At 40.8% G+C, this 12,556-nt stretch carries 10 protein-coding genes; 2 read left to right on the top strand and 8 right to left on the bottom strand.

Annotated elements, in window-relative coordinates:
* Window positions 1-188: 188 nt before the first annotated feature.
* The 4 genes from GKR71_RS03030 to GKR71_RS20170 form a co-directional block, all read right to left on the bottom strand.
* Window positions 189-533, bottom strand: coding sequence for a cell envelope integrity protein TolA (locus GKR71_RS03030; protein ID WP_154610095.1), 345 nt, complete (start codon window positions 531-533; stop codon window positions 189-191).
* A 357-nt stretch (window positions 534-890) separates the two neighbouring features.
* Window positions 891-2,147: a DUF4225 domain-containing protein gene (locus GKR71_RS03025; protein WP_154633929.1), complete on the bottom strand. Its 1,257-nt coding sequence runs from the start codon at window positions 2,145-2,147 to the stop codon at window positions 891-893.
* 98 nt (window positions 2,148-2,245) lie between these two features.
* Complete coding sequence (locus tag GKR71_RS03020) at window positions 2,246-2,647, bottom strand: (deoxy)nucleoside triphosphate pyrophosphohydrolase (RefSeq protein WP_154633928.1); 402 nt, start codon at window positions 2,645-2,647, stop codon at window positions 2,246-2,248.
* Window positions 2,644-3,480, bottom strand: a complete 837-nt coding sequence (locus GKR71_RS20170) for an HNH endonuclease (protein ID WP_230085014.1) — start codon at window positions 3,478-3,480, stop codon at window positions 2,644-2,646. Before GKR71_RS20170 ends, GKR71_RS03020 begins: the two co-directional genes overlap by 4 nt.
* Window positions 3,481-3,986: 506 nt before the next feature.
* Between GKR71_RS20170 and GKR71_RS03010 the strand changes: the two genes are divergently transcribed.
* Together GKR71_RS03010 and GKR71_RS03005 are read left to right on the top strand one after the other, a co-directional pair.
* On the top strand, window positions 3,987-4,979 hold the full coding sequence (locus tag GKR71_RS03010; protein WP_154610097.1) for a YeeE/YedE family protein: 993 nt from the start codon (window positions 3,987-3,989) through the stop codon (window positions 4,977-4,979).
* A gap of 8 nt (window positions 4,980-4,987) precedes the next feature.
* On the top strand, window positions 4,988-6,364 hold the full coding sequence (locus GKR71_RS03005) for a rhodanese-like domain-containing protein (RefSeq protein WP_154633927.1): 1,377 nt from the start codon (window positions 4,988-4,990) through the stop codon (window positions 6,362-6,364).
* Between the two features lie 78 nt (window positions 6,365-6,442).
* Here GKR71_RS03005 and fdoI read toward each other — a convergent pair whose 3' ends face one another.
* From fdoI to GKR71_RS02985, 4 genes are all read right to left on the bottom strand, one after another.
* Window positions 6,443-7,099 carry a formate dehydrogenase cytochrome b556 subunit gene (gene fdoI, locus GKR71_RS03000; protein WP_036949167.1) on the bottom strand — a complete coding sequence of 219 codons (657 nt, stop codon included), beginning with the start codon at window positions 7,097-7,099 and terminating at the stop codon, window positions 6,443-6,445.
* On the bottom strand, window positions 7,096-8,034 hold the full coding sequence (gene fdxH, locus GKR71_RS02995; RefSeq protein ID WP_036949168.1) for a formate dehydrogenase subunit beta: 939 nt from the start codon (window positions 8,032-8,034) through the stop codon (window positions 7,096-7,098). The genes fdoI and fdxH overlap by 4 nt, the downstream gene beginning before the upstream one ends.
* Window positions 8,035-8,043: 9 nt before the next feature.
* Window positions 8,044-11,091, bottom strand: coding sequence for a formate dehydrogenase-N subunit alpha (gene fdnG, locus GKR71_RS02990; RefSeq protein WP_071992123.1), 3,048 nt, complete (start codon window positions 11,089-11,091; stop codon window positions 8,044-8,046).
* Window positions 11,092-11,521: 430 nt separating this feature from the next.
* Window positions 11,522-12,556, bottom strand: a 1,035-nt coding sequence (locus GKR71_RS02985; protein ID WP_154633926.1) for an autotransporter outer membrane beta-barrel domain-containing protein, incomplete at its 5' end; no start/stop codon positions are given.

Genomic DNA, 12,556 nt, shown 5'->3' with positions numbered 1-12,556 from the left:
GCACCAAAAATCAGACGCTTAGAGCGTCTTTTTTTATGTCTGGAATTTGTGAATTGTTGGTTTTTTCCTTTGTTTTTTCATCTATCAAATTTAAGAATCAAGTAATCATTGTTAATGATTATAGATGTGCGGATATTTCGATAGTAGTTAAGGTCGAGCAACCAATATCCTACTCAATAGAATAATTCCTATGGGCGAAGAATAATAAAAAACACATTTTTATCTGATGTTAAGTTATCTTCTGGGGTAGGTAGAAATTGAGTGTTTTCAATTAGCTCTATACCTCGAATGCAAAGCTTTTTGTCATTGTTACTATTTTTATCATGGGCAATAGCTGAAATTAATTTGCCGTCATTATCGAGAGTGACCTTAATTTCGCACTCTTTTCCCTTATAGAGGTCTACATCATAAAACCGACTCTGAATAGATTTTTGGACATTCGAAGCATAGGTATCCATTGGATGATTGTCGGTTGGTGCTGCACTTAAGTGCCCAGTAAAAAGAATGCTAAAAAATAAAAAATACTTCTTCATGAAAAACAACCTCGGGTTTGTATCTCTAATTTTTCTGGGATTGAAACTTAGTAACATCTAACTGAAAGTAATGTACTTTCAGTTAGTTACGTTTCTGTATTGCTTCAAATTGCCAGATAAAAAAAACAAACAAAAATAGCATAAAGATTGATAAAAAATGAAATATAGTATTTTCAGTACTTAGTGTTTTTTCTACTGTTAGATTGATGCCACTATATATCGCAATGAAATAAAAGAATAAAATAGCTGATTTTCTTTTTACATTATAAAGTTTATCTGATCGTAATTGTTTTTTTAGATTTTTCCTTATAAAGAAAAAAACTAAAACACCCAAAAAGACAGTTAGATAATAAGTTATTACCATTCAGGGATCTCCCTGTCTTTATATTTATTTCCATCAGTATCTGTACATTCAACATAGCTTGGTTCATCGCCTCCAAATACAAATACATACTTACAGTCTTCAACGATTTCTTTTACATTTTGTATTTTTTCAGGTTCACGAATGACTAATGTAGTTTGGCCTGTATCCTTATCATAGACCATCATACTTTTGACATCATCCCTAAGCTTTGAAATAGAGATTGCATCACTAATCATTTCAAATACTAGAAATTTACTGCTCATTTGCTTATAAGCATGCTCTAGATCTTTTTGCGCGTATTCTTTAAAGAATAAGTTTTTCTTTGGATTTCCATATTCATTTAGTTTAGGAATTAGCTTTAATTTCCCTTTAACGGAAATACCAAAATCAACAAGGTCATAGGCTAAATTGCCAACAGATTCTTTAAACCCTAGTGCTTTAGCTGCTGACTTATAACCTTCACGTAATGGACCCTGAACATCACTATTGCCTTCATAAAAACCAATGCCGCCTTCATAAATACCATTCGCCCCATGAGCGATTAAAGGTGCCCCAAGCATACAACCCATACCTGTGGAACATAAGGCGATACCAGTACCAACCATAGCCATTCCACCAAGTATTGATAGCCCATTTAAGACCCAATCGGCAGATTGCTGGTATAGATCTTTTTCTTCTTGCTTTAATTCGGCTGAGCCTTGCTCGTAGCTTTTTTGACCAGACTCAACCTGATCAACAATTTGATAAGCGAAATTTTCAACATCGCTTTTAAATTCACGTTTTACGTCGGGATAATAAAGGTGTTTTTCACAAAGCTCATCTGCACAATCAATTAGGTGTTGCGCATCAATTCTAATTTTGTTGCTATCATTGGCAATAATAGGAGGGCCGTAATGATTACTTGGTTGGCTAATTGGTTGCTGAATAGGAGCCTCGGTAGCTACAGGGCTATATGCGCGAGACATCGGTTCATCTTCTTTACTGTAGCAATCGGTGATGGAGTTTATCAGTCTTGCTTTGCATGGGCAGGAGCTGAAGCTATCCAGTGTTCCTGCCATCATTCTACCATTACCCCATACATTGTTAACGCCACCAAGTATGTTGTATGTCCCAGAATGCTTTCCACAGGTAACCAGATCGCCTTGACGTGCAGCAGATTTTCCATGAAATATAAAGGTATTATCACCGGTTAGAATCTGACCGCCACACGTTGTTTTATCACCTACCCGCAAAAAATAGCCTATAGCCATGTTTATCACCATTCCTTTGTTTAACTTAAGCGAAATGTGATTGTTGATTATCAATCGGCAATTAACAAGCTATTTTTTATGATTCGGAATAAATACAATCAAAATGTTGCTAAGAGTGTTTCTACCGCAGGAATATCGGCGGATGCCCAATCTACTTTTCTTAATTCTTCTTTAGAAAGCCAAATAAAATCAATGTGTTCTGTAAGATTTATCGTTCTATTTGGTAATTCAATGACAAAGCAATGCATTGTAATATCAAAGTCAGGATAGCTATGTTCGATAGTTAATAAAAACTTTGGGTCGGTAACTGTAATTTTTAATTCTTCATTTAGTTCTCTGGTAATTGCTTCAACAAGTGTTTCTCCTGCTTCTACTTTACCTCCAGGAAACTCCCATTTATGACTTATATAATCTAACTTTGAGAAGCCCCGCTGCACGGCTAGAAACTTGTTTTCATTTTTTAGCACAGCAGCGACGACTTCAATATGCTTCCTGATCATTGTTTATTCGCTTCTAATAATTCTTTACTTCGGTTTTTTAGAGTCTCAATATCTTCTTCATTATTAACGATGTGCATTTTTTTGTGACAGTTAGGGCATAGGGCTACGGTATTTTCAGATGTATCATCACCACCTTTGGAAAGCCAAATAATATGATGTGTTTCCAGATAAGGCTCACCTTTGGTATTTTTAAACGGTGCTGGTTGAAGACAAAGCTGACATTGTCCTTTCGCTAATCTTTTAGACAACTCAGCAACCCAAATATTTCTCTCATAATTTGTGGATTTTTGCTGATAACAAGTCGCTACTTTTCCACTTCCAGCTGCTAATTTCTGAAGTTCCTCGAGAGGTAATTTTTTTGCTTTACGAGCTCTAATATTATCTATGTTGTCTCTATCTTTTTGCTGAACTTGCCGTTCGCCTGAAATGAGTGTCAACGGGAAGATATACACTTTTCTAAGCTTTCCTTGTTCATCAGGTTGTGTTTCTTGATATGGAGCACCGTCAAGAATAACTTCACCCATATAGGTGTACTCTTGGTCTTTAAATACCTCAAATAGGTGAATGGAAACTCCGTTAGTTCCTGATTCTGCCAAGGTTTTATTTTGTTGAAAGCTTAGGCTTTGATCACCTTTAGTACCCATGCCGGTATAATGAAGCACATTGTTGGACCATCGGTCATCGTAGATAGATTTGATGTGGTTTGAGATAATAATTAAAGTATTTGTTTTGTGTGCACGACGCATACCGCCTTGGGGGCTACATCCAAATATTTCACAGAGCTCTGCATTGTTAATTTTTGTGCCTATTTTTAGATCATTATATTTATACACAATATTCTTTACTCCATTCTTAGCATATTCAGCATTAACAAATCTTGAATAATTACTAGCCCAATTAACTTTTATACTTTACAGGTGATGGTTGAGCATTGGAATAATGTGTATGTTTAATTTTGCAGAATATCTTAATGACTTTGGGTATATGAAAAGCTTTTTTCCTTTAAAAGTTATTGTAACTGTATTATCGGGTTTAAATTAAGGCGAATACTCTATTTATAAATAGAGGTTTATAAATAGAGACCCTAGCACGTAGTCCTTTGATTGAAATCGTGTTGGCTGAAATATCACCGATCTGTACTTTTCCCTTCTAAAATTGATGTAAAACAAGTTAACAAGCTTCAACCATATTCATTAAGCGCTATCATAGGAAAATCTGTGAAGTATTAAAATATCGGGCTAAAACGACTCTCCCAAGCTCGTTATTGATTCTTCTGATTTCTAAAATAACTATTGAGAAATACCTATGCAGCTTATTACATTACCACAGGGGCTAGTTCATGATTAGTGGCTTATTTATTGGTCTACTTTTTGGTGCGCTACTCCAGTCAGGACAATTTTGCTTTGTTTCTGGCTTCAGAAATATTGTTTATCAGAGAAATACGCGTTTTCTTACGGCACTATTGATTGCTATCTCTATTCAAGCGATTGGCTTTTTTGCTTTACAATCAATGGGATTGATAACGATTCCAGAAGGCACATTACCTGTAACTGCCACAATTATCGGTGGCTTTTTATTTGGTGTAGGCATGGTATTAGCAGGTTGCTGCGGCAGCGGGGCTTGGTTCCGCTCTGGTGAAGGGTTAACTGGAACATGGCTCACATTATTTGCGTTTATTGTCACGATGGCATCCGCTTGGAAAGGAAGTTTAAAGCATTGGATTGACCCGTTATTAACCCACCCAGCACAGATTGATACCATCGATAAAACATTGAACATCTCTCCGTGGTATCTGGTTGCGATATTAATTATCGTCACGATTGGCTTACTGATTTATCAGCATCGCCACCCGCGCTATTCACCTCCGCCATTAGGAAAATATAAGCAATTACCCCTTAACTTAACGGCGGTATTTATTGGGATCCTCGGGATTATTGCTTGGTATTTGAGTGCGGAAAGTGGACGTAATTTTGGTTTTGGGATCTCAGTGCCTTCTGCGAATGTGGTTCAATATCTCGTCACTGGTCAGCAGCGTTACCTTAATTGGGGAACCTTATTTGTTATTGGTATTTTAGCAGGCTCCATGATCAGCGCCAAGCTCCGAGGTGAGTTTGCATTAACATTGCCCCCTGACGGGAAAACGGTTGTAAAACGCCTAATGGGTGGAGTTGTGATGGGAATAGGGGCAACACTAGCGGGAGGATGCACCGTCACTAACTCACTGGTGGCAACCGCCTATTTCTCTTGGCAGGGGTGGATTTCAACATTTATGGTGATGGCGGGTGTTTGGCTCACAAGTTATTTCATCAGACCGACACAGTGCAGAATATAGGAAAAAAAATGAAGGCAAAATTAGCCATTTTATTATTATCAGTTTGGTTGTCGGGCTGTGATCAGACCGTAGTAAAAGATATTAGTATTGATGAGTTATCGAAGAATCTAAATAATCCAGATTATCTTATTATCGATACCCGACCAGATAGCCTATTTTTTGGTTTTAAAGATAAAGACGCTGCGCGTGGTGGTCATATACAAGGCGCTATGCAATTTACGACGGGCTGGCTGGACTTTATTGATGAAGATAAGTTTACTCACTTCGTGGAAGAAAAAGGAATTACCAAAGAAAAAACACTGGTTTTCTATGATAGCAATCTCGATGATTTAGAGCGTGTCACCGCGGAATTTGCAGCTAAAGGTTATAAGGTGCTCGCATTTAAAGAGTTCATTAAATATGCCAATGCAGATTATCCGATGGATAAATATCCCAATTATTGGATGAGTGTTTCGCCAAGCTGGGTCAATGCGGCGCTGAAGGGCGAAAAACCTGAAAGCTATACCAGTGACCAAAAGCCTATCATTTTTGAAGTCTCTTGGGGGGATGCGGAGCAGTCAAAATCGTATTCTACTCATATTAAAGGTGCCTACCATTTTAATACTGACTGGATTGAAAATGGGCCAGTATGGAACCTATCCGAACCGAATGTGATTGAACATAATTTATTGAAAAATGGTATCCATAAGGATACGCCAGTGGTGGTTTATTCTGAAAACCAGATGGCCGCATTACGCGTATTATGGGCATTAAAATGGGCGGGTGTGGAAGATGTTCGCTTTCTTAATGGCGGTTTAAATGTCTGGGTTGATGCGGAATTACCAACAGAAACCGTGATGAATATACCTGTACCGATTACAGATTTTGGGACATCTATTCCAGCAAATCCTCAGGTCAACATTTCTATGCCTGCGGAAGCGATACAAGCACAACAAGCGGGATTAAAGCTAATCAGTAATCGTACTTGGGATGAGTATACGGGGAAAATTACGGGGTATGATTATATTTCACGTAAAGGCGAGCCTGCTGGGGCTATCTGGGGATTTGGCGGTAAAAACGCGAACGATATGTCTGACTATTATGATCCTGACGGCACATTACGTAATCCAGAAGAGATATTTGCCCTTTGGAAAACACAAGGCATTGAGCCATCAGACCACGTTGCTTTTTATTGTGGTACAGGGTGGAGAGCCAGTGTTTCATGGTTTATGACTCAAATGGCGGGATGGGAAAATAGCCAGATCTATGATGGCGGCTGGAATGCATGGCAAATGGATCCTGAATTACCGGTACTCAATAATGCGCAGAGTAAAATCACCAAACCAAGCGCATTGAATGACTTTGGCGAAATCGTGAAAAAACCGGGACAATCTTGTAAAAGCTAATCAGGTCTCTGGTTAAACGGTAAAGTGGGGAAATATCATGGTAGAACAATCACTACCATGATATGACCTCAAATTAACTTAGTGCGATGGGTTATTATCTTCTTTTGACTTCTCTTGTTCTAAGACTTCACGATACCAGCGTGGGTGATGTTTTCTTGCCCACCCCCGCGTTACCCAGCCTTCCACCATGCTACGAATTGAGCCTTTGACCCAAAAAGCCGCATAAGCATGAACGATAACGGTAATGATCAACACTATCGCTGATATTGAATGAGCCAGTAGCGCAATTCGGATCACGCCAATAGAAAAATAATCGGCAAAATAAGGTCGCCAGATAATAATGCCACTGACGGTTAAGATAATGAGGCAGAGACTAAGCGCCCAATAAATACCTTTCTGACCAAGATTATAATGGCCGATATCGCCAGCTTCTTCATTGCGCAGTACTTTATGAATATTCTTTGCCCAAATAAGATCTTGTTTATCCACAAAGTTATGCTTCAAATATCTGAAAAACATGAAGATAAACATGAACGCCATGAGGCATCCAACAAAGGGATGTAACAGCCGCGATAATTGTGGAGTACCTAAAATATTCATAAACCAATTCAATGAGGGGAAAAAGAATCCCAAACCACTGAATGCCGTAAATACAAAGGCAATGACCACTAGCCAGTGATTAATACGTTCTGACGGAGTATGGCGTAAGATTTCATCACTGTTCTTTTTCATCATGGTTGCTCCTCTTTGTGTTCGGATTGTTCCGTTTTAGAAGCGGCTTCCATATCTTTAAGCGCTTCTTCTTCATCTTCTTTGGTTGTGTGGTTTGGTCCAATACCAAAGTAATGGAAAACCGCCCCCGCAAACGTTGCAGCAAAACCAACAGCAGCAAGCGGCTTCCAGATTCCTTTCCAGAATTTAACCGTTTCACTGATTTCAGGATTTTCAGGCAATCCATGATACAAATTAGGTTTATCTGCATGATGAAGAACATACATGACGTGAGTTCCACCAACTCCTTGTGGATCATAAAGCCCAGCATGTTGATAGCCACGGGTATTCAATTCTGAAACACGCTCTTGTGCGAGGTTTTTCATATCCTGCTTGCTACCAAAATGGATAGCACCCGTTGGACAGGTTTTTACACAAGCAGGTTCTTGACCAACATCGACACGATCAACGCATAACGTGCACTTATAGGCGCGGTTATCATCCTGATTGATGCGAGGCACATCAAATGGGCAACCTGCAATACAATAACCACAGCCAATGCAATGTTCAGATTGGAAATCAACAATCCCATTCGCATATTGCACAATAGCCCCTTCTGCTGGGCAGGCCTTTAAACATCCGGGATCTGCACAGTGCATGCAGCCATCTTTACGAATTAACCACTCTAGCTTGCCGTTTTCTTCAACTTCAGAAAAACGCATAACAGTCCATGATTTTGCTGTTAAATCAATAGGGTTATCATAAACACCGATATTCGTACCGACTTTGTCCCGAATATCGTTCCACTCTGAACACGCAACTTGGCAAGCTTTACAACCAATACAGATTGTTACATCAATGAGTTTTGCAACTTCTTCCTGATAATCACGAACTTGAGGCGCAGGCGTTAAGGAGTTAGTCGCAGAGCGACGGATAATATTTTGAGATTGCATTGACATAATTTCTCCTTAGGCTTTTTCAACATTGACTAAAAACGCTTTATATTCAGGGGTGAATGCATTCGCATCACCAACCGATGGCGTCAATGTGTTAGCGAGGAAACCTTTCTGTGTTGCTCCCTCAAAGCCCCAGTGACACGGAATGCCAATGGTTTCGACGACTTTTCCATTAATCGTGAGCGGTCGAATGCGTTTGGTGACGACCGCTTTGGCTTTAATAAAACCGCGTTTGGCGCTGACTCGGACTTCGTCACCTTGTTGAATACCTTTTTGTAAGGCTAGCTGTTCGCCAATCTCAATAAACTGATCTGGCTGCGCGATGGCATTGATCAGAGAATGTTTTGTCCAGTGGCGAAATAGCTCGGTGATGGAGTAGGTTGTTGCCACATACGGAAAATCTTTGGCGTTACCTAAATGGTCTGCATCATAGCTATACAGCCGAGCAACGGGGTTACGAGAAACCGCGGAGTGCAATAAATTATGTTCTACCGGTGATTCAAAGGGTTCATAGAATTCGGGGAATGGGCCATCGGCCATTTTATCCACGGCAAATAAGCGGCCAACGCCTTCAGGTTGCATAATAAAGGGACCAACACCACTGTCTGGTGGCGCGTTACTAAAATCGGGAACATCAAATCCTCCCCATTTTGTGCCATCCCATTTAATCAGTTGTCGATTTTCATCCCACGGTTTACCACTTGGATCAACGGATGCGCGATTATAAAGTACTCGACGATTTTGGGGCCAAGCAAACGCCCAACCCGGCGTACAACCTAATCCGGATGGATCAGCGTTATCGCGGTTTGCCATTTGGTTGCCTTTTTCTGTCCAGCAACCGGAATAAACCCAACAAAAGCTGGCAGTAGAACCGTCAGATTTCAGTTGATGAAAACCATCAATCTGTTGACCTTTCTTCAGTAATAATTTGCCGGAATCATCAAAGATATCTTGCATTGCTTGACCATTCGCTTCTCTAGCGACCTCTTCGGGTTGAGGATCATAAGGGTCAATATAGTTCCAAGAGAGATTCATCAACGGTTCAGGACAAACGCCGCCTTCTTCACGATAAAGTTGGCGTAAGCGCATTAATAAATGCCCAAGAATTTTACCGTCATGCCATGCTTGAGCTGGTGGGCGCGCGCCCGCCCAGTGCCATTGTAACCAACGACCAGAGTTTGCTATCGAGCCGTTTTCTTCAGCAAAGCAAGATGAAGGGAGGCGGAAAACTTCAGTTTGGATATCTGCGGTAGTGACATCATTCATTTCGCCATGGTTTTGCCAGAAGTTAGAAGATTCAGTCACCAGTGGGTCGATGATGACTAAATATTTGAGCTTGGCGAGCGCTGCACTACTTTTATTTTTATCAGGGAAAGCCGCTAAAGGGTTAAAACCTTGAACAATATAGCCATTCATTTTCCCATCAATCATCATCTGGGTTTGAGCCATAATATCGTAGCTTTTATCCCACTTCGGTAGCCAGTGATAGCCCCACTCATTACTTGCTGTCGCACTATCCCCCCAAAAACTTTTCATTAAGCTAATAAAAAAGTCGGGTGTCCTTTTCCAGTAGTTGACTTGGTCTGGCACAATTGCGCTTGGGGTGATTTGTGACAAATAGGTTTGTAGCGAAGTTTGTTTTTCATTCGGCAAAGGCATATAGCCCGGAAGATTTAAAGATAACAACCCTAAATCGCTATAACCTTGAATATTTGAGTGTCCTCGTAACGCATTGACGCCACCACCAGGCATTCCCACATTACCCAGTAACAGTTGGATCATACCTGCGGTACGGATAGTTTGAGCGCCACCAGTATGGTGTGTCCATCCGAGTGCATACAAAATCGTGGCGGTGCGGTTGTTGACTGAGGTTGATGCAAGTTGCTCACAAATATAAATAAAATCTTCAATTGGCGTGCCACATAACGTCGTCACCATTTCTGGCGTATAGCGAGCTACGTGCTGTTTCAATAAATTCCAGACACAGCGTGGGTGCTGAAGAGATTTATCTTTTAGAGCATGACCATTTTCATCCGTTTCATAGTGCCAAGAACTACGATCGTATTGTTGGTTATCTTTATCAAAGCCACTAAAGAGGCCATCGTTAAACTGATAATCTTCACGAACGATTAAAGGTGCGTTGGTATAGGCTTTCACATACTCATGTTGGATTTTATCATTTTCAATGAGATAGCGGATAACGCCTAATAAAAATGCGGTATCAGAACCTGCACGAATAGGGGAGTACAAATCTGCGACGGAGGCACTACGGTTAAAACGTGGGTCAACCACAATAACTTTGGCATTATTTTTAATTTTGGCTTCGATAACCCACTTAAAACCAACCGGATGCGCTTCTGCGGGGTTGCCACCCATGATTAAAACCACGTTGGCATTTTTAATGTCGACCCAGTTATTGGTCATGGCGCCACGACCAAAAGTAGGGGCAAGTGCCGAAACAGTCGGTGCGTGACAAAGCCTGGCTTGGCAATCGATGGCTAACATGCCGAGTGACCGCGAAAATTTATTATCGAGGATACCAGTTTCATTACTTGCCGCAGATGAACACAACATACCCGTTGTCAGCCAGCGGTTAACTTCTTGGCCTTTTTCATTGTGAGTCACGAAGTTATCATCGCGATCTTTTTTCATTAATCGCGCAATTTTATCTATCGCTTCATCCCATGAAATTCGCTCCCATTTATCGGAACCTGCTTTGCGATATTCAGGGTATTTTAAGCGGTTTTCACTATGAATATAGTCGATAAGACCGGCACCTTTTGGGCATAGAGAGCCTCGGCTAACCGGATGGTCTGGGTCACCTTCGATATGGTAAATGGATTTATCTACATTCTTGGCGCCGTCACCCAGGCTGTACATCAAGATGCCACAGCCCACTGAGCAGTAAGTGCAGTTATTTCGGGTTTCTATTGAGCGTAATAGTTTATATTGGCGAGTGCTTGCAAAGGATACATTAGGGGCAAAACCGAGTAGTGCGGCAGAGGTTCCAGCCATGCCACCCGCACAAATTTTAAAAAAAGACCGTCGACTGACTTGCATCAGCGTCTCCTTGTAAATTGATTAGAAATACCAAGGCTAGGCAGTTAAAAAAAACAGCCTATCCAGAGTGGGTTTTCATTTTTCAATCATTCAAGACAGACCTGAGCATCATAAGAACTCAATGTAATGAACTACAACATAAAATGATGGGAGCGAATTATAAAGGTTAAAAAAAATAAATCCATATTAATAATATGGTCATACCCACACATAAAAAACAACATATTATTTAACCAATAATAATCAAAAAGTGATCGTGAAATAGCGTTTTAGTCACTATTTATCTTCTTAAAAATAGGGGTAAGTTAGTTATTTAATTTTTTTAAAATTTCCCCATCGTCATTGCTGTTGAGCAACTCTTCTGAATATAAGCCAAAGCGATTTGCACCTTATTGATGCAAACCGCTTTTTATCGATCCCAAATACGAAACTAATACATATACTTAATACCAAACATTGCTTGAGTATCACTGTAGCCGGAATCGCCGAGTTGCTGAGAAACGTTCCCCCACAGGTTCAAGTTCGAGTTAATCTGGCCTTCAATACCGATTTTCACTTCCCCAGTATTGCGGGTGCCGGCAATATTAAACTGCTCGCCATTCATCTTCACACCATACTGTTTGCTGTTATAAATCCAGTTAGTTTCGACAAAAGGCTCAAAGTTGCGACCTTTACCTTCATCAATGGCATTGTGGCCATGTAGGTAAGCCCGTAATCCCAGGCGTGTACGGATATTGTTTTCTCCGCTGCTACTGACGAGGGTGCCATTGACTTCGGTATGGTCATTCGCTTTCACACCTTGCCACGTCACTTGCGCTTTAGGTTGCAGATAGAAAGTATTGACCATCTCATTGGTGGTGTATTCCCCCATTTTGAAGGTATAACCGGACTCTACAGAAGCCGTCATGCCTCGGGATTTATATTTCTCGGTGGCAAGCTGATGACCATTAACCTCATGATCAAACCAGTTATACAGCGCCCAAGTATCAACATATAACCCAGATTTATCGGCTTCATTCGTATACCAAGTACCGTAAAGCCCTACGCTGTAACCACTTGTATTACCTTTGGAATCATAGCCATTACGGTGATTTTTGGTTTTGCTGTTCTGGTGAGCGTATCCCGCCATCACACCCACATGGTAACGATTAAGCCCATCGGTCGACCAATTGGTAACATCACCACCCAATTGGATAACGTAACGGTTATCCCGTGTATTTAGCGATCCTTGCGCCACTTGGGAACGGTTAAAGCCACCTACATTGCGTAGCCACATCGAGGTCACTTTGGTTTCGCCTGTTAACGCATCTGTATACTGAGTCTCCCCCAAACGGTCATGAAGTCGCAGATCAAACAGAGTATTGGCAGCTTGCATATTACTGATGTAAGTTCCCACTTCTGGCCGAGGTGGCGGCTTAACAGGGTCGACAGGTTTAACGGGGTCAACGGGGTCAACGGGGTCAAC

Source organism: Providencia sp. wls1922 (genome assembly GCF_009706505.1).
In the GTDB taxonomy this organism is placed as follows: Bacteria; Pseudomonadota; Gammaproteobacteria; order Enterobacterales; family Enterobacteriaceae; genus Providencia; species Providencia lanzhouensis.
This window is presented reverse-complemented; position numbering and strand designations above follow the sequence as displayed.

What these genes read in the sequence shown, in the direction of transcription:
- GKR71_RS03025 (WP_154633929.1), bottom strand. Translation starts at nt 2,147, where the DNA reads ATGGCTATAGGCTATTTTTTGCGGGTAGGTGATAAAACAACGTGTGGC.
- fdoI (WP_036949167.1), bottom strand. Translation starts at nt 7,099, where the DNA reads ATGATGAAAAAGAACAGTGATGAAATCTTACGCCATACTCCGTCAGAA.
- GKR71_RS03010 (WP_154610097.1), top strand. Translation starts at nt 3,987, where the DNA reads ATGATTAGTGGCTTATTTATTGGTCTACTTTTTGGTGCGCTACTCCAG.
- fdxH (WP_036949168.1), bottom strand. Translation starts at nt 8,034, where the DNA reads ATGTCAATGCAATCTCAAAATATTATCCGTCGCTCTGCGACTAACTCC.
- fdnG (WP_071992123.1), bottom strand. Translation starts at nt 11,091, where the DNA reads ATGCAAGTCAGTCGACGGTCTTTTTTTAAAATTTGTGCGGGTGGCATG.
- GKR71_RS03020 (WP_154633928.1), bottom strand. Translation starts at nt 2,647, where the DNA reads ATGATCAGGAAGCATATTGAAGTCGTCGCTGCTGTGCTAAAAAATGAA.
- GKR71_RS03005 (WP_154633927.1), top strand. Translation starts at nt 4,988, where the DNA reads ATGAAGGCAAAATTAGCCATTTTATTATTATCAGTTTGGTTGTCGGGC.
- GKR71_RS03030 (WP_154610095.1), bottom strand. Translation starts at nt 533, where the DNA reads ATGAAGAAGTATTTTTTATTTTTTAGCATTCTTTTTACTGGGCACTTA.